Source organism: Paraglaciecola mesophila KMM 241 (assembly GCF_000315015.1).
GTDB classification, from domain to species: Bacteria; Pseudomonadota; Gammaproteobacteria; order Enterobacterales; family Alteromonadaceae; genus Paraglaciecola; species Paraglaciecola mesophila.
Genome location: NZ_BAEP01000070.1, coordinates 108,190 through 132,665 on the forward strand (window position 1 = coordinate 108,190; position 24,476 = coordinate 132,665).

General features: G+C 42.8%; 16 protein-coding genes. 1 reads left to right on the forward strand and 15 read right to left on the reverse strand.

Features of this window, described 5'->3' with window-relative positions; translation table 11 throughout:
• Positions 1 to 139: 139 nt before the first annotated feature.
• Positions 140 to 391: a RepB family protein gene (locus tag GMES_RS16905; protein WP_033187345.1), complete on the reverse strand. Its 252-nt coding sequence runs from the start codon at positions 389 to 391 to the stop codon at positions 140 to 142.
• A 152-nt stretch (positions 392 to 543) separates the two neighbouring features.
• Here GMES_RS16905 and fabA point away from each other — a divergent pair, with 152 nt between their 5' ends.
• Positions 544 to 1,062, forward strand: coding sequence for a 3-hydroxyacyl-[acyl-carrier-protein] dehydratase FabA (fabA, locus tag GMES_RS16910; RefSeq protein ID WP_006993975.1), 519 nt, complete (start codon positions 544 to 546; stop codon positions 1,060 to 1,062).
• 101 nt (positions 1,063 to 1,163) lie between these two features.
• Here the strand turns inward: fabA and rmf are convergent, their stop codons facing one another.
• From rmf to pepN, 14 genes are all read right to left on the reverse strand, one after another.
• Positions 1,164 to 1,337, reverse strand: coding sequence for a ribosome modulation factor (gene rmf / locus GMES_RS16915; RefSeq protein WP_011574819.1), 174 nt, complete (start codon positions 1,335 to 1,337; stop codon positions 1,164 to 1,166).
• 264 nt (positions 1,338 to 1,601) lie between these two features.
• Positions 1,602 to 3,299: a DUF3466 family protein gene (locus GMES_RS16920; RefSeq protein WP_006993976.1), complete on the reverse strand. Its 1,698-nt coding sequence runs from the start codon at positions 3,297 to 3,299 to the stop codon at positions 1,602 to 1,604.
• Between the two features lie 30 nt (positions 3,300 to 3,329).
• The gene (gene uup, locus GMES_RS16925; protein ID WP_006993977.1) at positions 3,330 to 5,234 is read right to left on the reverse strand and encodes an ATP-binding cassette ATPase Uup; all 1,905 of its coding nucleotides are present in this window, start codon (positions 5,232 to 5,234) and stop codon (positions 3,330 to 3,332) included.
• Positions 5,231 to 5,467, reverse strand: coding sequence for a glutaredoxin family protein (locus tag GMES_RS16930; RefSeq protein ID WP_006993978.1), 237 nt, complete (start codon positions 5,465 to 5,467; stop codon positions 5,231 to 5,233). The genes uup and GMES_RS16930 overlap by 4 nt, the downstream gene beginning before the upstream one ends.
• Positions 5,460 to 7,565, reverse strand: a complete 2,106-nt coding sequence (rlmKL, locus tag GMES_RS16935; RefSeq protein WP_006993979.1) for a bifunctional 23S rRNA (guanine(2069)-N(7))-methyltransferase RlmK/23S rRNA (guanine(2445)-N(2))-methyltransferase RlmL — start codon at positions 7,563 to 7,565, stop codon at positions 5,460 to 5,462. The genes GMES_RS16930 and rlmKL overlap by 8 nt, the downstream gene beginning before the upstream one ends.
• 135 nt (positions 7,566 to 7,700) lie before the next feature.
• A complete protein-coding gene (locus GMES_RS16940; protein WP_006993980.1) occupies positions 7,701 to 8,237 on the reverse strand; it encodes a cell division protein ZapC domain-containing protein in 537 nt (178 codons plus the stop codon).
• A gap of 115 nt (positions 8,238 to 8,352) precedes the next feature.
• Positions 8,353 to 9,360: a quinone-dependent dihydroorotate dehydrogenase gene (gene pyrD, locus GMES_RS16945; protein ID WP_006993981.1), complete on the reverse strand. Its 1,008-nt coding sequence runs from the start codon at positions 9,358 to 9,360 to the stop codon at positions 8,353 to 8,355.
• Positions 9,361 to 9,430: 70 nt separating this feature from the next.
• On the reverse strand, positions 9,431 to 14,269 hold the full coding sequence (locus GMES_RS16950) for an NAD-glutamate dehydrogenase (protein WP_006993982.1): 4,839 nt from the start codon (positions 14,267 to 14,269) through the stop codon (positions 9,431 to 9,433).
• A gap of 284 nt (positions 14,270 to 14,553) precedes the next feature.
• Positions 14,554 to 16,869 (reverse strand): efflux RND transporter permease subunit, encoded by a 2,316-nt coding sequence (locus tag GMES_RS16955; protein ID WP_006993983.1) that lies wholly within the window; start codon positions 16,867 to 16,869, stop codon positions 14,554 to 14,556.
• Between the two features lie 6 nt (positions 16,870 to 16,875).
• On the reverse strand, positions 16,876 to 17,874 hold the full coding sequence (locus tag GMES_RS16960; RefSeq protein ID WP_006993984.1) for a YCF48-related protein: 999 nt from the start codon (positions 17,872 to 17,874) through the stop codon (positions 16,876 to 16,878).
• 60 nt (positions 17,875 to 17,934) lie between these two features.
• Positions 17,935 to 19,302, reverse strand: coding sequence for a DUF1329 domain-containing protein (locus GMES_RS16965; RefSeq protein WP_006993985.1), 1,368 nt, complete (start codon positions 19,300 to 19,302; stop codon positions 17,935 to 17,937).
• A gap of 10 nt (positions 19,303 to 19,312) precedes the next feature.
• Positions 19,313 to 21,379 (reverse strand): DUF1302 domain-containing protein, encoded by a 2,067-nt coding sequence (locus GMES_RS16970; protein WP_006993986.1) that lies wholly within the window; start codon positions 21,377 to 21,379, stop codon positions 19,313 to 19,315.
• A 180-nt stretch (positions 21,380 to 21,559) separates the two neighbouring features.
• A complete protein-coding gene (locus GMES_RS16975; RefSeq protein WP_006993987.1) occupies positions 21,560 to 21,781 on the reverse strand; it encodes a DUF2835 family protein in 222 nt (73 codons plus the stop codon).
• On the reverse strand, positions 21,781 to 24,405 hold the full coding sequence (gene pepN, locus GMES_RS16980) for an aminopeptidase N (protein ID WP_006993988.1): 2,625 nt from the start codon (positions 24,403 to 24,405) through the stop codon (positions 21,781 to 21,783). The genes GMES_RS16975 and pepN overlap by 1 nt, the downstream gene beginning before the upstream one ends.
• Positions 24,406 to 24,476: the final 71 nt, after the last annotated feature.

The following is a 24,476-nucleotide window of genomic DNA, read 5'->3' on the forward strand; positions in this document are numbered from 1 at the left end:
ACACCACCATTCTTTGGTTACTTAATTACTTGGCCGGCGAGTCTCACTCCGGTAATAAAAATAAGTTAAAGACGCTCAAAGCAGACTCGGGCAACAAAACGAGGAATATCAAAGAGGTTCTTCACACGGTGTAGCGGGATTACTTATCGTTATCTTTAAGCCATTCATTTAAGAGCTTTATTTGCCCACACTTATAGGCCGCATAGGTTATGCGTAACGCATTAGATAGCAGCTCACTATCAGACCATCCAGTCTTAGCAGATAATTCTTTATAGCTTTCCATGCCTTGGGGGGAAACATAGCCACGAACTTGCTGTTTTCCCTGTTCTTTCTGTCTTTCTCTGAATCTGCGTTGCTTTTCTGCGTTGGCAACCATTTTAGGGTTTTTCATTTGGGTGTCATTTTTCTCTATTAAACGGAGGATAATTTCGTGGTTATCATCCTTTACTATGACAAAGATGTAAAATAATTCACTGTTCAGAGTTGTTTAGCGTACAACTGTTCGCTAAATTACGTCCTTTCAAATATTAAACTCGGAATACTATGACAATCAACCAAGACAGTTTTACAAAAGAAGAATTATTGGCCTGTAGTCGAGGTGAGTTATTTGGCCCAGGCAATAGCCAACTACCCGCCCCTAACATGTTAATGATGGACCGTATCGTCAAAATATCCGAAGAAGACGGAGAGCACGGAAAAGGGGTCATTATTGCTGAATTGGACATTACGCCAGACCTATGGTTCTTTGACTGTCACTTCCCTGGCGATCCAGTTATGCCTGGATGTTTAGGCTTAGACGCTATGTGGCAATTAGTCGGTTTCTTTTTAGGTTGGTGTGGCGGACCGGGTAAAGGCCGTGCGCTAGGTGTGGGCGAAGTAAAGTTCTCAGGTCAAATCCTGCCAACCGCTAAGAAAGTAACCTATAAGATCGATATGAAGCGTGTTATCAAACGTAAATTATTTATGGGTATCGGTGATGGTGAAGTATCTGTAGATGGTCGCGTTATCTATCAAGCAAAAGATCTCAAAGTAGGCTTGTTCCAAGACACTAGCAATTTCTAATTTTATTCTGGTGATCCAATGCCTATGAACAGCGCGTTTAAATGACGCGCTTTTTTATTCCATCGTTAAAATAACAAAGCCCCGTTAGGGGCTAAAATTAACTAGAGTTTAAGACCGAAGCTTCGGTCTCCCATGGCTTCTCGCCACCCTCCTAACCATTCTGAACGAGCTTCTGAAGCTTGGAATGGACATATTTCTTTAGACTTGCCGGATATGCCAGCGTGGTACCCTTTTGAATGCGCTCTGGAAAGTTTGTCTCTCTTTTGTCTCTTCATTTAATCGAGTTTCCTTTTTACGTAGCTATCTAAAATCGTGCTTTAAATCAGCACCTGTATAGAGATAGTTGATCTGCCTTTTTGGTTCAATTATGTTTATTTAACTTGATAGGTATCAGTAGGTAACAATTTGATTTATATGTATTATTTTTAATAAACCTATTTCGAATATTAAAACTCATGCTTATGAATTTTTGTAATAATAGTGTAACTTAAGTACAAAAAAGCCCGCTTAATGCGGGCTTCAGTGAGGTGAGTTTTTATCTACGCTTTAAAACGTCTGCGGATTGCCACAACTACTAGACCAAGAAGTGACAGGATACCAAAACCTGCACCTTTACGATCCAAATCATTACCCTCATTGATGTCTTCGCCAGGCTCAGCCACATCACAATCTTCAACGGTACCACCTACGATTGGCTCAAGGCGAACACTGATGACTTTATCAATGAGTACTTCGTCACCATTGCTGTCGAGTATTGTCTCCCCCAAAATATTCTTTGAAGGTACACGTGTTAATGCTGATGCAGTTACCTCACCATTATCATTTATGCCTGTTGCATTCACCAGAGTGTACTGTGAGTTACATTCAATTAAATCGTTCATGTTAACGAACTCTGACGTATTCGTATCGTAACGAAATGCATTGCTTCTTCGTGCTGACACACCGGTTTCTACCTCACCTCGACCAACAACGATACCTGCGTTGTTAATTGCGGTAGCAAAGCTTGAGGAGCCCAAGAAGAAGTCTTCCGGAAAAATAGTTTCATCAGTGTTGATATCGTGCACAAAAAATTTACTGCGTGATATACCGTTGACTTGCTTAACACCAGAGCCAACCACTAAACCATTATTATTGATGTCTGTGGCTGTGCTTGAGGTGAAATCCTCATCATCGGTGATGCCTGTAACGGTATCGCCTTCAAAAACCGCGGCAAAAGTACGTATGAAATTACTATCCCGATACTCATCCTGCGATTCACCTACCGCAACTCCATTGTCATTAATAGCTAAAGCCTTACTTTCATAGCTATTAGTGTCGTCTTCCTCTGGGGTATACAACAAACCTAATTCTTTGGTGCTGATGATTTGGCCTTGATTATCCAACTGCCAAATAGTACCCCGGCGCTGAAAGCTGAACTCTAAAGCTTTTTCACCATTTGTTGAGGTAGCAAGGTTGATACGCCGTAGACACACTTCAACGGGCTCATCAGCACGAATGTCATCATCGTTGCAGTTGTCTACAGACGTTTGCAAAGACGTTGAGTTTAACAACGTAGTACTATAACCAGCGACTTGGTTATTGTTATTAACGTCATAGGCAACACTCAACCCCCCGGCGGTATCGTCAATTGGCGGGAGTTCAACAGTTGTATTGTTTACTGTGGCAAACGCTCTGGTATAGAAATCATTAACCACATAAGTTAACTCGGTGCCGTCTTCCAGTGTGTATTCAAGGGGGTAAAAAACATCAAAACTACTGCCCACTGTGGTGCCAACATCATTTAGACCGCGCACCGCAGTATCATTGCTAAAAGTGTATTCGTTACTATCAGCATTTAATTCATCAAAGCCAGGAATAAACATGTCACTACCATCAGATTCGAGATAAGCATGTCGACTAGCAATTTGTTGGGTCGTCAATCCTTCACGGTTGTCGGTAATCAGGGCATATAAAAGTATATAGTCTGCATCGTTATAATTACCCACTTTCGCTGCTTCGATATCGGTTAAATTATCAATGAGTACTTGTGAATCAAAATCGATTAAGGTTTCATCGATAGGAGGATTGTAAGGCGTTGCGACATTGACAGCGATTTGACCGCTGGCGTTTATACCCGTTGGGAAGACGTTCACACCTTTATCGTTCGCTTCTAGTTCAACTACTGTATATTGAGCAGCATTCGCTATGGACATCGTCAATGCAGAAAGAGTGAATACTGTCAGTCTTGTTTTATTCATTTAAAATCCTGATTTCTTTTATATTTAGTTTTATTCAGTTAATGCTTCAAGTTCGTCCCATCTAGCGTATGCCTCACTGAGGCTACTCTCAGCATCAGCAAGTTGCGCCAATGTCTTAGATGTAGAGTCGTTATCTTGCTTGAAAAAATCCCCATCGCTAATGAGCGACTGTAACTGCGCTATTTCTCGCTCTAGTTTATCGATAGAAATCGGTAACTTTTCGAGTTCTAATTGCTGCTTATACGATAGCTTTTTACTAGGAACGGTTTTCGGCTTGGTTTTAGGACTCTCACTTTGCTTAGAAGTTTCAGCCTTATTCCCTTTTTTAGAGACCGCATTGGCGGCATACCATTGATAAATATCGGCATAACCACCAACAAACTCTTTGATCTTGCCCTCACCTTCGAAAAACAAACTAGAGGTCACGACATTATCAACGAACTCTCTATCGTGGCTCACCAAAATAAGCGTGCCTTTGTAGTTGCCCAAAATGTCTTCCAATAGCTCCAGTGTTTCCACGTCCAAGTCATTGGTGGGTTCATCGAGTATTAACAGGTTGTTCGGCTTTAACATGAGCTTAGCGAGTAACAAGCGGTTTTTTTCTCCCCCAGATAAAGAACTGACGGGCACATTAACTCTTTCAGGTGTAAACAAGTAATCTTGCAAATAACTAATAACGTGCTTGCTGTTACCATTTATATTAACTTCACGCTTACCATCAGCAATGGCATCTATCACTTTTAGCGATACGTCTAGCTGTGAACGATGCTGATCAAAATAAGCTAAATCTATTTTAGTACCACAGCGAACTGTGCCTGATGTAGGTTCAAGTTGCTCAAGCAGTAATTTTATAAGCGTACTTTTACCGCAACCATTGGGGCCAATAAGTGCAATTTTGTCACCACGAAAAACGGTGAAATCTAGATGATCGACAATATTCTTATCCTCAATTTTATAACTGAGGTTCTCAGCTTCGAATATAATTTTGCCTGAATTTTGCCCTTGTCCTAGAGTAACAACCGCTCTGCCTTGAACATCGCGCCTTTCGCTACGCTCATTACGCAATGCTTTTAGTGCACGAACGCGCCCTTCGTTGCGAGTACGGCGTGCTTTCACGCCTTGGCGGATCCATGCTTCTTCTTGGCTTAACTTTTTATCGAATAACGCATTCTGGGTTTCTTCGACTTCTAAATCATGGGCTTTTTTATCTAAGTACTCTTGATAATTACCTGGATAACTGACCAACTGGCCACGGTCTAAATCAACAATACGCGTAGCAACATTGCGAATAAACGCCCTATCATGGCTGACAAACACGACCGCACCTTGGTAATCCAGTACGGTGTTCTCTAACCACTTGATCATACTAATATCAAGGTGGTTGGTTGGCTCATCCAATAGTAAAATGTCAGGCTGATTCGCTAAGGCACGAGCAAGTGCAGCCTTACGACGCCAACCACCGGATAATGAAGATAATTGCTGATCTGGGTCTAGTTTTAACTGGGTTAACACCTGCATGATTTTTTGTTCAAACTGCCAGGCGTTATGATGGTCTAATTGCTGCTGAAGCTTTTCCAACTTGTCCATTTGCGCTTCACTGTAATCTGTTGCGATTACATGAGTCTGGTGGAAGTAGGCTTTAAGTAGCTCCCCTACCTCAGCCATGCCTTCAGCGACATAATCAAATAAGCTGCACTCTACACTTTGCGGTGGATCTTGCGGTAAACGCGAAATTTTAACTTGATTGCCAACTAAGCGCTGGCCATCATCAAGTTTTAACTCACCGGCTATAATTTTAAGCAAAGTAGACTTACCGCAACCATTACGGCCCACTAAACATACTCTTTCACCAGGTTGAATAACGAGTTCAACACCACTTAATAATGGCGGGTGACCGAAGATAATACTGGCATTTTTAAGTTGTAATAAACTCAAGACAAAAACTCTCTTAATTGTTGTTCGTCGAAAGGCCAACCGAGCTCTTGCTCTGAATCTTGGCGTTTCAGTACTGGGATCCGCGCGCCATATAAATGGTAGAGCTCGGTAGATTGCCTGACATCAAGTTTGACGCAATCTACATCTGGCGCGACACGATTTAATATCAATTGTGCATCATCACACAGGCAACAATTCTTGCCTGAGTAAAAATATATATCTGGCCTACGCATTAAGGGTTAACACCCAGCAGCCGTGAATTTTAGGGTTACGCTTAAAATCTTCCGGCAGTGTTTTTTGGGTTATATCTTGAATCGTTAAGCCTAATTTACTTACGCCCTCTTCATCTAACTTGAACTGGCGAAGGTTATTTGAAAACATGATTTCACCGCCCAGGCGCAAACATTTTACAGCGTTACGTAAAAGCGCTACGTGGTCACGTTGTACATCCCACGTCGTGTCCATGCGCTTAGAGTTAGAAAACGATGGTGGATCAATAAAGATAAAATCATATTGGTTGTTGTGGCGCTCAAGCCAGGTTAAACAGTCAGCTTGAATAAATTCATAAGGGCCTTTTAGCTTATTTAGTGCAAAGTTTTCTTTCGCCCAATCCACATAGGTATTTGACATATCTACCGTGGTAACTGACCTTGCTTTACCCAACGCAGCATGTACTGAAACGCTGCCTGTATAGGCAAATAAATTTAGAACGTCTTTATCTTTAACCCGTCGCTGCACAAGTTGACGTGTTACTCGGTGATCTAAAAATAAACCGGTATCAAGATAATCTGTCAGGTTAAGTTTGAATTTGGCACCATTTTCAAACACTTCCAGCATCTTTTGTTTTTGCGATACCTTTTCGTACTGACTTTTACCTTTTTGCTGCGCTCTTACCTTCATCACGATTTGTTCGGCTGGTACATCAACAACTTGAGGCAATGCCACAATCACTTCATGTAACCGACGTTTCGCTTTGGCTTCAGGTACATTCTTTGGCGCCGCATACTCTTGTACAACTAACCAATCACCATAGCGGTCAATAGCGACGTTGTATTCTGGCAAATCAGCATCATAAATACGGTAACAATTTGTATCCTCGCTTTTGAGCCATTTACTTAAACGTTTGATGTTCTTGCTTAAACGATTCGCGAAGTCATTATTGTTGAGGCTCGTTTCACGGGTAATACAGTTTTTCTCATCTAAGGCGAAGTTGACCAACTGACACTCAAGTTTGCCATTCATTAACTTGTATTCTTTGTGAGCAAACATCTTCATGCTGCGTAGCAAATCTCGATTGGACGTTAAAAGAGATAAGTTCCAACCTTTAAAATGCTCTTTAAGGCTTGCTCCCCACGCCTGAAATAAGGGTAACAGCGCTGTTATTTCGCTCAAGCGATCGCCGTAAGGCGGATTACTCACAATGTAACCCGTGGTGTGTCCTTTAGGTGGAATCACTTTGCACGCATCTATGGTGTTAAAGTTTATCCCAGAGAAAACCCCTGCTGCATCCGCATTTTCTTTCGCTATCGATACAACACCGTGATCGATGTCACTGGCGTTAATCACACAATTAGGGGTAATAATTTGAGCTTTTGCATCGTCTAATAAGGATTGCCACAACGTCGCATCGTGCTGTAACCAGCGGGTAAAGCCCCACCGTTCTCGCTTGAGTGCAGGAGCGATATTGGCTGCCATTAACGCTGCCTCAATAGCTATAGTGCCCGCACCGCACATAGGGTCAACCAATGGCGCTTGCTGATCATTGGCCCATCCACTGCGAACCAACATAGCGCAAGCGATATGCTCTTTAACAGGGGCCAACCCAGTTTTAGTACGGTAATGGCGTTGGTGTAAGCTTGAGCCTGACAAGTCTAAATAAACAGTCAACTTGTCGCTCCACATGCGCCCTTGGATACGAATATCAGGCTCTATTTTGCTCACTGAGGGCCGCGACTCAAATAATTCATTAAATTGATCTACCACCGCGTCTTTAATTTTCAAGGCGCCGAACTGGCTGTTGTTAATGCAATGACTAGCGCCAACGAAATCAACAACAAAGGTGCTATTCACGCTGAAGTGCGATGTCCAATTTACGCTGCTAGTAATTTGATATACGTCCTCCGCGCTATCTACATGGCCATCGGCTAATTTCAACATCACCCTATTCGCAAGGCGTGACCACAAGCAAATTTTATATGCTTGCTCGATCTCACCGGTGAACAGCACTTGGCCAGGTTTGGTTTTTACAGACAGTTGTGGACACAACTTCGTTATTTCTTGGGCAAGCAGCTCATCGAGCCCTTTGGACGTGGTGACTAAAAATTCAAACATATACCAACTCAGTTAATTCTTCGGGCGCGATTATACGGCAAATAAATGCATGTCGCATGGCTAAATGCGCAAAAATCAATTTGTTATTGAAGGATAAAAACAGAAGTGTTGTGGTGGTTTTACAGTGATATGAGGCTAAGCGCGCTTGTATACAGGAATATCGACTAAGCACGGGATAAGGCGGTCATTCATTACCTTGATTATTTCAAACTTAGAGAACTTCTTGCTGCTATTTACTGCAAACTCGTTTGATATCAACATACATGTGGCGCAGGTATCATCTTGCTCAATCACAATCACTTGACCTAACTCAGGGAACGTAGCATCAGTAGGCTCAAGCAAGGCCAATTGATAATGTACACCATTGGTGCTTTGCGATTTATACAACCAGCTTTTCATCCCAACTGGTTTATGAAACTTAAGGGCTGCAGTCGCATTTAATAGAATTTGAACCAACTCGCCGTCTGATAACTCGAGCCCGCTATTGTCTAGGCTCTCGGCTAGCGCCACATAATGCTCAGTATCTTCTAAACTGAACAATTGTTTTTCGCTGGGAAGATTGACTAAGTTTTTTAATGCAAAAGGCGCTACAAAGGTCAGTGTGTCACCTAAGTCAAGACGCAATTCATTTTCATGTGTGTACCAAAACCAATTTGTGTTCGGAAGTAACATGATTCCTTAGCCTGTTATTATTTAATCCCAATAAGAAACTAGCATAAATGGCTTAGAAATCATGCACTTTCATCATATCTATTTGCGATAAAGAAAGGCGATCACACCTTGATCCTTATAACGAGTCTACGATCTCTTTTATTAATTTTGGTCCCTGATAGATCAGCGCAGAATAGACTTGGATTAACGGCGATCCAGCTTCGATCCGGGCCTTTGCTGCACGCGGTGAGTCAATCCCACCAACCCCTATCACAGGCACGTTATTAGCGAGCTTAGAGCACAATGAGTTAACGATCCGTTGGCTTTTGTCAGTAAGTACTGACCCACTTAGACCGCCAGCTTCCTCGGCGTGTTCTTGACCTTTCACTCTATCTCGATCGAGGGTGGTGTTCGTTGCGATCACGCCATCGATCCCAACGGTTAAAAATGAATCAACCATTGAAGCCAATTCAGAATCCTCTAGATCGGGAGCGATCTTAATAAGAATAGGCACACGCTTATTGTGTTTTAGCGCTAACTTGCCCTGCTCTTCTTTCAAACCTTCCAATAATTGGGTTAAGGCCTCCCCATATTGCAAGTTTCGTAAACCAGGTGTATTCGGAGATGAGATATTAACGGTGACGTAACTCGCATGGGCATACACTTTGCGTAAGCAGATTAAATAATCATTCAGCGCTTCATCTTCAGGGGTGGTTTTGTTTTTCCCTATATTGATTCCAAGAACACCGTTGTATTTAGCTTGCTTAACTTGCTCAACTAAATAATCAACCCCTTTGTTGTTAAAGCCCATGCGATTTATGATCGCCTGCCCTGCTGGCAATCTAAACATTCTTGGCTTGTCATTACCTGCTTGCGCCTTTGGCGTGACCGTTCCTACTTCTATAAAACCAAATCCCATCGCGGCAAATGCGTCAATGCACTCTGCGTTTTTATCTAGCCCTGCGGCTAAACCAACCGGATTCTTGAACGTTATGCCAAGAAATTCCACAGGCTTGTCATCAATATGTTGTTTGTAAGCCACATTCAAAAAATTATGTTGTGTCCGCTTAAGCCAGTTGATCGTAAAATCATGACTCCACTCAGCGTCTTGGGTGAAAAGAAATTTCTGTAAAATGGCATACATGGTGTGTGTTTTCCTTAGACAAAAAAAAGCCCCGGTTATCACCAGGGCATTATAGACCGTACGTTTAATATTAAGCGTTAGCGTTAATGCTAAGCAACATTAATTCACGTAATGCGACTGAAAACTTCGCAAATTCATGAGTACTACTGGTTTTGAATTCCGACATCATACTATACCAGCGCTCTAATAGAGCCTGATTATGTTCCATCCATGTACCTAAAATAATTTCTGCATCATCACATTCAAGTGCACCATTGAGCAATACCGTTGCCAACGCACGTTGTTGCCAATCAAGTTCTTCACGATATGATGCTCTAGCCAATGCTTGCCAATGATTCGAAACCGTTTGATGGTTTATCTGTTCCAAGAACCAATGCAATTCTAAACGCGAACCCAATTTGAAATATAAATTGGCAACCAATTTAATGCTGCGACCTTCCGCTTTAGCAATTTGTGCTAAATCTAAACATGGGAACAAGTTACTTAAGCTTGACACTTTATAAGCGATATCCTTAGGTACCCCCTCTTTTGTCAATCTTGTGCAGTTTTGCTCAAGTTCACTGAATTCGTCTTCAACCAAATAGTCTTTTAGATTTTTAAACAAGTCAGCAAAAGTCGATTTGTAACTATCGATGGCATCTTGAATATCCATGGATTTAACGCCGTGGCGTAAATACCAACGAGATGCTCTGCGCAATGTACGACGCATACTTTCAAGCATGGAAAGCTGAGTATTGGCGCTAATTTTATTATCTAACGCTTCCACATCATCCCATAAAGATTCCATGCCAAAAATGCCTTTAACAACACAATAAGCATTGGCAATTTCATCTATCGTGGCGCCAGTTTCTTCTTGCATACGAAAAACGAAATTCATCCCCATGTCATTGATCAAGTTATTGGTCAACTTAGTGGCGATAATTTCTCTGCGCAGTGGATGTTGCTCCATTTGCTCTGCATAGCGTTTTTGCAGGACTTCAGGAAAGGCGCCTATCAATAATTTTTGATGATAAGGATTCTCAGTGATCTCAGGTATGTTGAACCGTTCTTTCAACATCATTTTTCCATAGGCAATCAATACTGAAAGCTCAGGACGAGTCAAACCCTGTGATGCCGCCAATCGATCGGATATTTCATCATCCGTGGGGATGAACTCAATTTCCCGATTAAGATTGCCTTCTTTTTCTAAATTATGGATAAAGCGAAGCTGCTCTTTTAACTGGCTACCGCCGCTTAATTGAGTAATGGAAATAGACTCAGTTTGACGATAGCAATCTTGGATCACCAGCTCGCCCACATCATCGGTCATTTCAAACAACAAGTTATTGCGTTGTTTTAGGGTTAGGTCCCCTGCACTAACCAATGCATTGAGTAAGATCTTGATATTAACTTCGTTATCAGAACAATCCACACCACCTACGTTATCAATGAAGTCAGTATTAACGCGACCACCGTTACGGGCAAACTCGATTCGCCCTAGTTGAGTCAAACCAAGATTACCGCCTTCACCTATGATTTTCGCTTTCACTTGGGAGCCGTTGACACGGGTATCATCATTGGCTCTATCGCCAACTTGCGAATGACTTTCTTTAGTACTTTTCACGTACGTGCCGATGCCGCCGTTCCACAACAAGTCAACTTCCATCTGCAATACATTATGAATAAGCTCATTAGGGGTCATAGTTTGTTGCTTAGTCCCTAACCATTTTTTCATTTCAGCTGTTAACTTAATAGACTTGGACGCACGACTAAATACATCGCCACCTTTTGAGATCAGCGATTTATCATAATCATCCCATCCCAGCGATGGGTTTTCGAACAAACGCTTACGCTCTGCATAACTGGTTTTAATATCAGGAGTGGGGTCAAAGAAAATATGTAAATGGTTGAAAGCACAGATTAATTTAGTATGCTCTGACAACAACATACCGTTACCAAATACATCACCCGCCATATCGCCAACGGCGACACAGGTAAAATCTGTGGTTTGACAATCAATGTCCATTTCTCTGAAATGACGTTTAACAGATTCCCACCCACCACGCGCGGTGATACCCATTTTCTTATGGTCGTAGCCGATACTGCCACCAGATGCAAACGCATCACCTAACCAAAAATTAAATTCTTCTGAGATCCCGTTGGCGATATCTGAGAACGTCGCGGTGCCTTTGTCTGCTGCAACAACCAAATAGGCATCGTCTTCATCTAAGCGCACAACTTCTTTAGGATGAACAATATTACCATCGACTATGTTGTCGGTTATATCTAACAAGCTACGGATGAAAATTTTATAGCAGGCTTGGCCTTCTTTTTGAAACGCTTCGCGACCTTGATTTAACGGCAGATTTTTACATACAAAACCCCCTTTAGCGCCCACAGGAACAATCACCGTATTTTTAACTTGCTGCGCTTTAACTAAACCTAATATTTCGGTGCGGAAGTCCTCTTGTCTATCAGACCAACGCAACCCACCACGGGCGACTTTTCCGCCGCGAAGATGCACACCTTCTATACGCGGTGAATATACAAATATTTCAAATTTGGGACGAGGCAGCGGCATATCGGGGATAAGCTCAGGCAACATTTTGAATGAGGCATAAGACTTTTCATTGCCTTGCTCATCACTTTGATAAAAGTTGGTACGCGTCGTGGCCAAAATCAAATCCAAATAACGACGAATAATACGATCATCATCCAGATTCGAAACATTGTCTAAGTGCTTTTTAACCTCGTTTAATAAGGTTTCTTCGCGTTTATTAGAACGACGCACTCTAGGGTTGTAACGTTGATTAAACAAAGACACCAAAATTTTGGCAATATCTGGGTAATGAGCCAGCGTGTTGGCGATATAGTCTTTACTAAATGAACTGCCTATTTGACGCATGTATTTGGCATACGCGCGCAAAATAGTGACGTTTCTGCCAGGCAAACCAGCCCCCAACACTAAACGGTTAAACGCGTCATCTTCTAATTCATTCGACCAAACCTTGGCAAAGGCATTTTGGAAAAGTGTTTGTGCCCGCTCTAAATCCATGCGATTACTGGTGCTGTGCAACATGGAAAATTCCATGATCCAATTTACTTCTCCATCACTGGATTTAACCCGATAAGGACTTTCATCAATCACCCGCAGGCCAAAGTTCTCCAGCATGGGTAACACAGCGGATAAGTGTATTGGCTCATTCTTATGAAAAAGCTTTAACTTAACGACTTCACTGTCGTTTGTCTCTTCTTGCGGACGATAGAACAACATGTCCAAGGTGTGTTCAGCACTGAGTAATTCAATTTTCTCTAGGTCAACCAAGGCGGCACTGGGAACATTGTGCTCTTTGTAACTTGGGGGAAACGCATCGTCGTACTTTTGTTCAAGTACTTTGCCTGCCGCTTCACCGTAAGTAGAACGAATGGTGGCGGTTAACTTATCGTTCCAACTTTTTGTGAGCTCAATGATGTTCTTTTCAATTTCCTTCACATTATATTCCGAATTGTTGTCTTTCACTCTGACGATATATTGCGTTCTGGCATACACAGATTCTGAGAAGTAAGTGGTAAATTCCACTTCTTCTTGGCTGTTAAATGATTTTTGCAGCAACACTTGGGTGTCTTTTCGCAATTGGGTGTTGTAACGCTCTCTTGGCACATAAACCATACAAGAAATAAAACGCCCGAACACGTCTTTGCGCACAAACAAACGTGAAATGCCCCTTTCCTGCATTTGGAAAATACCCAAGGCAATTTGTGCTAACTCATCTTCGCTGCCCTGCAATAGTTCATCTCGAGGATAGGTCTCAATAATGTTTAAGAATGCTTTATGACCATGAGAGTCTTTTTCAAAACCGGACTTTTGACAGATGTTATCGATTTTATGCTGTAGTACAGGAACTTGCGTAGCGCTACTGTTATAGAATGAAGCGGAATAAAGGCCAATGAAGCGGTCTTCCCCGACCACATTTCCTTGGGTATCGAAGCGTTTTATACCGATGTAATCCATATACGCTGGGCGATGCACACGAGAGCGAGTGTTCGTTTTAGTCAATAATAAAGGATGATTGCTTAACGCTTCTTCTCGAGCTGAGCCGGGTATATTAGATAACACTCGCTCGCGATCACTGACTGAATTTTTCATCAAGCCTAAACTTGATTCGTTATCGGCTAACCAGCGGTAGTCACCTTTAACTGCTTTGGCACTGTATGAACGATATCCCATGATGGTGAAATTATGGTCATTTAACCATTTTAGAAATTTTATGGTTTGCTCTTTCTGTTCTTCTGATGCAGGCGATGGACTATTCGGAAACGCTTCAATAATCGAATTGAGCTTGTCACTCATTGCACTCCAATCTTGCACTGCTAAAGAGACTTCATTCACCACAGACATTAACTCTGTAGCGAGCGCGTCTAGTGACTTCTTGGTTGTTTGCCGGTCTACCTCAATTAGGAAAATTGTTTCCTTTTTTGCATCTTTTATTGTCTTTTTGCCATCAACGAAACCACCAAACTTATGCTCTTCATCACGTTGTAATGTGATTGGGCTGTGCAATAACAAATGAGCAGTAACGCCCATTCTGTTAAGCGCCATACGCACTGAGTCGACTAAAAACGGCATGTCCTGAACCAGAATTTCAACGATAGTATGGGTGGACTGCCATCCATGTTTACCGACTTCAGGATTGAAGACACGAATAATTTGCTTACTGGCATCAAAGTTTAAAAACTTATTCCACAGACTTAACGTCGCACCGTAAAGATCGCTGTCGTTGCGATTATCAAGATCTTCTGGGGAAATATTGTTGAACAAAATACGCGAGAAGTTTTTAACAAGGTCCACTTGGGACTTATCGACTTTCTTCTCAATGAGTTTGACTACGTTTTCTAACAAAACTGAATGCTGGTGTGTTGCAACCGTCATGTATTTACCTATTCCTTACTTTTATGGAAGTAACAGTGGTATTTAATCGATGCATTAACAAATTGTTACAGTGTTAGTTCTATCGACGACAATTAATGAGACTAGACAATAGACTGAGATATATACAGTTTTTAGCCTTTATAACGCTATTCTCGCTAAAATTCTCGGCCTTGAAAAGCCCTAAATTTACGCCGTATTTACAACTAAAATAGTTATTTGAATTTCGCACATAAAAAAAGGCCTTACGGCCTTTTTTATGCAAATTTTTAAATAATTATGCGGAATTATTTTTGCCTTCGCCAAAACACACTGGCTAACGCGGGTAGTACTATAATCGCCCCCATCATATTTACGATAAACATGAACGTGAGCAATATACCCATGTCCATTTGGAATTTAAGCGATGAGAATACCCAAGTACTTACGCCAACGGCTAGGGTTGCACCTGTAAACAATACGGCACTGCCGCGCTCTTTAAGTGCTTCAAAGTACGCTTGACGCACAGCCATACCCGCTTTTAATTTAGCATTCATAGTCGATAAGATATAAATACCGTAATCAACACCGATACCCACGCCTAGCGCAATAACCGGCAATGTCGAGACCGTTAAACCAATTTGCAGATACGTCATCAGCGCCTGGGCTAATACCGATACCACATACAAAGGAATAACTACCGCAAGTGTTGCGCGTAATGACTTAAAGCTCAACAAGCATAATAGGATAACGGCCCCGAACACGTATAACATCATAGGATCTTGAGACGCTTCAACCGCTTCATTTTGAGCGGCCATGACCCCAATAGGCCCTGATGCTAATTTGAACTGCAATTCAGGTGTCTCGAAATCAACGCGATAGGCTTTCACTGCATCAACCACACGATTAATTGTTTCTGCTTTGTGATCTTCCATAAACAGAATAATCGGCATCACAGAACAATCACCATTTAACAAACCCGATGAGGTATCAACCCGCGCGATATCTTGAACTAAAGTCTGTTGATTGCGCGGAAGTACGCGCCATTTAGCATTTCCTTCGTTGTAGCCCGCATTAATAATTTTAGCTACCGAGGCTAAGCTAACTGCAGATTGCACACCTTCGATATTGCTCATGCGCCATTGTAATTCGTCAATTGAATTCATCACATCATAGGATGTACAGGCATCTTTGGTCGCTTCGACCAGAATCGACATGTAATCAGTGCTGATTTCATATTTGTCAGTAATCAAAAACGTGTCTTGATTGTAACGAGACGATGCATGAAGCGCAGGCGCGCCAGCGTGCAAATCACCAATCTTCATTTTTTGGGCTTGCATCCAACCGAAACCAAACAAGCCCGCGGTGACAACAAGTATAACAATCGCCACTTTTGGGCTAGAACATGCCGCGATCCAATCCCAAAATTTATCTGCCCGATTTTCCTTACCCGCAAACTTTTGCTTATATTTATCGCTAAATTTAACGAAAGACATCAGCACAGGTAGTAATAATAGATTGGTTAAAATGATAACCGCCACACCCATACTTGCCGTAATAGCAAGCTCGCGAATGATACCAATATCGATAACCAATAATGTCATAAAGCCAATCGTGTCAGACAATAGCGCGACGCCGCCAGGTATTAATAAGGTGGTAAAGGCGAGCTTAGCGGCGTTTAGTGACGTACTGCCTTTAGTGACTTCTTTGCCCACAGAATTGATCATTTGTACGCCGTGGCTAATCCCAATGGCAAAGACTAAGAAAGGCACCAATATCGACATGGGGTCTAAACCGAAACCCAGTAACGTGAGCAACCCCATCTGCCAAATTACCGCAATGATTGAACACAACAGCGGTAAGACGGTCAACATCAGCGATTTACAGAAGAAGTAAACGAGCACGGCGGTGATAGCTATAGCGATGGCAAAAAACACCAATACGTCTTTAGCACCATTGGCCACGTCGCCAATCATCTTTGCAAAGCCGATAATATGAATTGAGATATCGTCGGTCTCAAACTGACCACGAAGCTGAGTTTCGAGTTCGTCCGCTAAGGCCAAGGTATCGAGCTTCTCACCTGTTTCAGGATCCAAATCTAATAGTTTTGCATTGACCATCGCACACTGATAATCATCAGACACCAAACTGCCGACAATACCGGCCTTTTCAATGTTGGATGACACTTTATCTAAGCCACGTTGCTCAGAAGAATTGAAATCAGCAGGGATAACCGGACCACCTGCGAAACCGCCCTCTACAATTTCAGTAAATCGCGTTGAGGATGAAAATAGTGATTTCACCAAAGAGCGGTCTACACCATTAATGAAAAATAACTGGTCGTGGACGTCTTTCAATGTATCAAAAAAGTTTTGATTGAAAATGTCACCGTTTGTGTCACAAACAGAGACTAAAATACTATTCGCACCACCAAAATCATTTACATGCTTCATGTAGTTCTGCATGTACTCGTGATTAAGGGGGATATTTTTGGTAAAGCCCGCGTCTAAACGAAGTTGTGACGATTGATAGCCGAGAAAAATAGTCGCTACCAAAAATAGCAACAGAACAGCGATACGGTTCTTGAAAACCAAGGATTCTAAAAATTTTATAATATTACTCATGAACGGCTACCGTGCTTGCTGCAAATGTTTAATGCCGTCAACCGACACTGCGATAATTTGATTGTTGAACAACACACCATTTATAAGTGCTTGGCCGTCGCTTTGTTGCTTATAGTTAACATCGTCACCCTGCATTGTCACCACGGCACCATTGTTACCAAGCAATACGGTACGAGACTCGTTAACGGAAACAATACCGTTCATGGATGCACTACTTCCAGCATCAACAGCTTGCCAGTTTTGTAATTCATTGTTGTAAGTAAACACGTTTCCACGCAGACCTGTGGCAATCAGATCCCCAGACTCGGTTTTGGCGATGTTGAAAAAGGAGCCATGATAGTCAATATCCATCCGTTTCCACGTGTGGCCTTTGTCTGAACTCATCGCTAACAGCCCTGCTTCTCCAGCTAGATAGACTTCATTGCCAGAAACAGAAACACTGTTTAAGTGAGGTAAAATGGCAGCGAGTTCTTCTTTGTAAAACGCTTCATCTTCAAGTCGTAATTCATTTAGATAATCTTGGTCAGCTTGATTCACAAATTCGGCGTGTAATTCGTTGCTCCATGATTTACCACCATCTTCAGTACGTAAAAACGCGCCATAGGCACCAATCGCGATACCTTCATTTTGATTAAAGAAGACGACGTCTAACAGTGGGCGTTCTTGTTCTGGGGCGAAATGTTGTATTTCCCAATCAAGGCCATTGTTTTGAGTATGTAAAATGACGAAGTCATGACCTACTGCCCAGCCTTGTTGGCCGATGAAGTAAACGCCAGTCAAGGTCGACGTTGAAGGTACGTCCATCTGTTGCCATGCCTGGCCATCAGTCGAACGAATAATGTGCCCACGCTCACCAACTGCTATAAGTTGCTCACCGCTCTGAGCAATATCAAGTAATAAAGACTGGTCAACGAGAGGGGCTTGAAAACTGCTCTGGGCGGCTTGAACAGACGATATGGGCGCAAGTAAAACGGCAATCACTGCACTTGCAAGGGATAATTTCATAGTAATTGGGTTCCATAAAAATGAAAACGGTTGGCAATGGCCAACCGTTTTTTTACTCGATTAGCGTCTACCGGCTCGGCGCATGGCCTCTGGGGTAAATTCGCGATCTTTTAAATCTACATTAAATTCATACATTTTCTCTTCATTATCCAAGCCTAAAGCAAGATAACGGCGAGAGTTTAAGTCATGGTAAACATCTAATGTTGACCATTGAGTCGGTACCTCATAATAGTTAATACCATGAGATATGCCTACGCGATATAGCTCGTTGCGATTATCGTACATATCCGCAACCTGGATTTGCCAGCTGTCTTCATCAATAAAGAACACGCGTTTTTGATAAATATGGCGGAACTCAGGCTTAAGTGTCGCTTCAACAACCCATACACGATGTTTCTCAAAACGTGTTAAATCTGGGTTGATGTGACCTGGTTTAAGAATGTCTTCATACTTCACTTTATCGCTATGTAAGTGGTAGTTATTGTAAGCAACGTACAATTCTTGCTTGCCTTTTAACTCCCAGTTGTAACGATCTGGAGCACCATTAAACATATCAAAATCATCAGATGTTCTTAAACCATCCGACGCTGTACCTGGGGCATCATATGCAACATTCGGCGCACGACGAACACGGCGTTGACCTGTATTGTAGGTCCACGCTTGACGCGGTTCGCGAATTTGGTCCATGGTTTCATGTACTAACAAAGCTGTACCGGCTAAACGCGCAGGAGACGTAACACTTTGCTTAAATTTCGAAATGACGTTTTCTTCAAGCAATTTTTCACGCGTCGCATCTTTTGCTGAGTATTTTTGAATCAACTCTTCGTCAAAACCGATGACATTATAATCGCCAGATGCAGTCACAGGTGCTTGACCACCAAAGCGTTTTACTGTTTCACCGCGATAGCGCAAGATATGGTTCCATATTGCCTCTACCCCATTTTGTGGAATAGGAAATGGAATACCGATAGCAGCGTTCTTCACTCCATTGCCACCTTGTATCAGTTCAGCCATGACCGCATTTTTAGCGGTTTCATCATATACAAACTGAGGTAGTGACGCTGAACGACGGCTCTCATAAATGGGCATCTCGTATGTATCAGGATACGCCTTGAACAGTTCTTTTTGACCGTCACTTAAAAACTCAGCGTATTCTTGATAATTTTTAGCGGTAATAGTAAACAGCACTTTATCATCAGCATATGGGTCAGGGTGAAAATCACCTTCTTTATAACCCGCTGGAGCTTCAGTTATACCGCCAGCCCATGCTGGAATACTGCCGTCAGCGTTACCCGCCACTACTGCGCCAACTGGCGTCAATTCAGCGCCTAGTTTAGCCGCTTCAGTTTCAGATACCTTGGCTTGAATTAGGCCAGAATTGAATGTTAACGCCATTGCAGACGCTACGAGAGCAAATTTTCTAATCATAATACAGCTCCTAGATAGAATACTTGATGTTAAAAGAGACATAATCACGATCCGACAGCTGGTTGGTGGTGCCTTGACCGCCCCAGAACGTGTTATAAGAAGCCGTCGCTGACCATCTGCTTAAATAATCAAACGTTAGCGATGCGCTGGCTGATTTTCTATCTTCTACAAATAAAAACAGTGGATCCGGTGTAATACCATTTACGTCATGTGCAAACGTGCCACGTGCTTGTAAATTGATACCGGCGAATACATTGTTAAATGTCGCATTAGCCAGCAGGCGGTAACCCCAAGCGCTTGAAGTTGGGAATGGATTGGTTTCTGGGCCGTCAGACAAACCAATATGCAAACCTTCACGAGTGTTGCCATCCGCAGTTGGTTCAATAGAAGGTGTGCGCACAGAACCAGGACCATTTAAACGAATAACACTTGGATCCGGGAAGTCTTGAATACTTACGTACCCTACTTCACCTAGTACCACTAGATTATCCGTACCCAAGGCAGGGCCAAAGATATGCGTTGCCGTGACTTGCATTTGCAACGTATCAGACTCAATGTAACCCGTCGCCGTTTCACCTGGTCCAGTTGTGAATCCTTGATAACCGTCTAGCTGAGAAATACCCGCCAAGTCAGGACGTAAACCCGCAATTGCTAATTGCTGTGGCATAGCAGCATACAATAATTCAACGTCATCGATTTGCAGAGGCTCATCTACACGATAAGCAATTTCACCCGCAAGGGCTGTCGTACCTACATTGGTATTAAAACTGAAACCGTATAACTTAAGGTCTTCTGGGTAAACAAAGCCTGTTTTCGTAAACGCTTTAAGGTCTGTTACATTATCTTTGGTGATTTCAGTCGTTGCCAGCATGCCAAGATCAGCCGCAATACTCGCAGAAGTAAAGTCAGACGTTAACCCGGATATGAGTGGGCGTTGGCTGTGGTAGTTAAGCATGTAGAAATTGAACTCAGTTTCGTTCAAATCTTCTGCGTAGTAACCGATTTTTATCCCGTACTGACCTTGATCGTCCGCATCTTCATGCGCAGAATCGCTGTATCCACGCACAGCCACCTTGGTTGGATAAGCTAAATAGGCCTGGCCTATTTGAGCTGCATCGGCACCACTTCGTAACAAATCACCCAGTCCGTTTAAACTTGATAACAAGAAATCTAAATCAATATCAGGGTTACCACTGAAACCCAATTGGATATTCTGCGCTTGACCACCTTCCCCAGCAAAGTCATTAGTAGAGAAATAGCTACCCGCTTGAGGTAGACGGCTACGCTCCCACTGATACTGGTAGTACATGGACAAGCTTAAGTTTTCAGTCAAACCAAACTGAGCGAATACCATACCCACTGGAATAAAGACTTCTTTAAGCTCAGCACCTGGTGCTTGAGCACGAGATACATCCACGGGATTAGTTGAGTTGATGCCATGCTGAATGAATGTACTTTCACCCCAGCTCACCACTTGATCACCCACACGGAATGTCACCGGCATATCGCCGATGTAGAAGTCAGAGTAAAAGTAGGCATCTAACAAACGTACATCTGAACACAGTTCATCGTTTGCCGTTGAGGTCGCACAAGGGTCTTGCGTTTTACCTGTGATTGGATTTTGCCAATCACGCGAGCTATCTTTCATTTCAAAATCGTAGAAATACATTCCACGCATGAAAACGCCCATGTTCTTGTATTGAATATCGAGTTCATGCACGCCTTTGAACAAAGTCGAGAAAGGATTTCCTTTTTCGTAGTTCAAAGTACTTAAGTCGCCATTTGTCGAATAACCACCTGTACCTGAAGCCCACACATCAGCTGAACTGTAAATAGGATTGGTGGCAGGGTTATAACCTGTCCAATCAAACTGTACACCGTTACTATTACCCACTCGCGAGAAATCACGCTCTTCAACGCGTATGCTGGTACCCAAAGAAAAGTTCGAGTCAAAGGTTACTGACCAATCGCCATCACTCCAACTGGCGGCTTGCGCTGGCATCATTGCTGCGCCCATAAGCCCCATCACACCTAACGCTATAGGCGACTTTTTAAACCCGAAGAATTCACGACTCATCCATACCTCCCTAATAGTTAGCACTAGGTACTAACATGACATTCAATTAAACCACTCAAATTTAACAAAATGATTACACCAAACAGTCTCGATAGCAAGTACTAATCGTACCAGTATTTAGTCGTATATCCTGTTTATTTTCAATATGTTGCAGTATTTACTGTATAAAAAACAAACCGATTAGACTATTTTTTCTAAGCTACTTATCTTATTAGTGTCAGTGATAATTAAGCGAAATCGCCCGTGAATGCCATTATGCTGTATGAAAGGACGTAAATTTTTAGCCGGTAATTGTACCCTTTTACCATTATCGGCAAGCACAATGACGTTTTGTGTACTGGTTAAATACAGAGGTTCACAGCGCTCATAACTGAGCGCTAGTCGAAAGTATAGAGTTTGCATTAGTCTGCTGTGTAGTTAAGGCTCTTGCTGACTTTTTCGATTAAATCTTTACTCAGCTCTTTGCAATCTGCGATACGCACTAATTGATAACGCATTAACTCTTGTCGTTTGGGATCAAATTTCTGCCACTGGGTTAATGGCGTAATAACGCGTGCAGCAACCTGCGGATTTACGCTGTTAAGCTTCAAAAGGTAATCCGCTAGAAACTTATAGCCGCTACCATCGATCGCATGGAAACCCAACACGTTATAAAATGCAAAGCTACCCAATACCGAACGCACTCTGTTTGGATTGTCTAGGCTGAACTTCTCATGGCTGAGCAATAAGGGTAAACGCGCTAGTATATCACTGCGCTCCATATTAGCGTGCAACGCAAACCACTTATCTAGCACAAGTGGATCATGACGCCAACGCTCTTCAAACTGAACCATTAACTGATCAAACTGTTCCAACTTGCCATATTGAGCCGCTTTGAGTGCCCCGAGGCTATCCGTCATGTTATCCGCCTGACTAAATTGCGCGTGTAACAACTCGCTCGCTTGAGTGGCATCACCCTGCACCAAGTAACTTAAACTCAAGTTACGAAGACGGCGCTTATCGACATCGTCTGCTTTATACTGGTATGCGCCAACAACTTGGTTATTGTATAAAGTAAGCCACTTGTCTGATAACGCGGTGGCAATCAAATGACGAACGCTGCGCTGAGCGTGATATAGAGCTTCAACTTGAATTTCGTCGACTTGCTGGCTCAAGGTTTCAAAACTGGGGATACTCAGCATCGCTGCAGCCAAAGCAGGATTAGTATCAGCTAATGCAAATACACCACCAATGGAATCAAGCATACTATCGAATAAGGCATTGTCAGGGCTGTCGGGTGCAGTGGCCAAATTGTGGATACAGCGGCTGTACAAGCTTTGACTAGCATCCCATCGGGCAAATTCATCACCCGAGCACAAAATAATACTGCTTAGTTGCTGATGGGTGTATGCGTAATCAACTTTCACTGGGGCACTAAAATTATGCAATAGAGACGGTGTTGGCTTGGCATTCAATCCGCTCACAGAGACTGAATGCACATCTTGTGTCAATTCAATCATCTTGGCTTTTAGCTCTGGTACGGAGTCATCGCTGATGGCAATACCTTGTTCGTCCAATAACTCAAACCGAAACGGAATGTGCAGCGCCTGTTTTGTCTTTTGATCCGCTGTGGGCGGCGTCATTTGACCAAAGGTTAATGTATAACGGCCTGTGCTCAAATCGAACTCGTCACTGACCGTCACTTTAGGGGTGCCGGATTGACTATACCACAGCCTAAATTGGCTTAAATCAATGCCCGTTGCATCCTGCATAGCTTGAACGAAATCATCGCAAGTGACCGCTTGACCATCAAAACGAGCAAAGTAAAGATCCATACCTTTTCTAAAACCATCCGCCCCAAGAAGTGTGTGCATCATGCGGATCACTTCGGCGCCCTTATCGTACACCGTTACCGTATAGAAGTTGTTCATCTCGATAACTTCTTCTGGGCGTATAGGATGAGCCATGGCACTGGCATCTTCTGCAAACTGATGTTCACGAATTATCTGTACATTCTTAATGCGGTTGAACACAGGCGATGACATATCAGCACTGAACTGCTGATCGCGAAATACCGTTAAGCCTTCTTTTAGACTTAACTGGAACCAATCTCGACAAGTAACGCGGTTGCCTGTCCAGTTATGAAAATACTCATGCCCAATAACGGCTTCAATATTGAAAAAATCATCATCTGTCGCGGACTCTGCGTCAGCCAACACAAATTTACTGTTGAACACGTTCAGGCCTTTGTTTTCCATAGCCCCCATGTTGAAGAAATCCACAGCAACCACCATGTAAATGTCCAGATCGTATTCTAAGCCAAACACCTGCTCGTCCCACGCCATGGCTTTTTTTAGAGACGCTATTGCGTGATGACCTTTATCCAGTGCGCCTTTATCCACGTACAACTCCAACGCAACATTACGCCCACTTTGAGTCATAAAATTGTCGGTGAGCAAGTCGAAATCCCCCGCGACCAAGGCAAATAAATAACTGGGTTTATTGAAAGGGTCTTGCCATTTCACCCAATGACGACCGTCTTCAAGTTGGCCTTTGTCAATCTGATTACCGTTGGAAAGCAAATGTGGGTAACGCGCCTTATCGGCATAAATCGTCACATCATATTTTGCCAATACATCTGGGCGGTCTAGAAAATAGGTGATTTTTCGAAAGCCTTCGGCCTCGCACTGAGTGCAATATGCTCCGGCAGAAAAGTACAGCCCTTCCAAGGTTTTATTGGCCTCGGGGTTAATGACTGTTTCCACACACAAGGTAAATTCGTCTTCCGTGGTTGGGATTGTCAGCTGTTCACTGTTCACGTCGTAATCGCTGATTAGGTTGTCGTTAAGCACGACTTTAATCAGAGTAATGCTTTCACCGTCTAACACTAACGGGCGATTGTGCTCGCCATTTCGGCTGAATTGGCAGGTGGTAATTACCCGTGTTTTTTGAATGTCGAGGTGAAAAACCATATCGACGTGGCTAATCAAAAAATCGGGCTGTTGATAATCACTGCGTTTTTTAGCAATAGGAGATGAAACCGACATAGTATCCTCTTAATATGAGCTATAAGGCTAATATACCGTTTGGTGCATGAGCACAAAGCTTTTGCCTCACC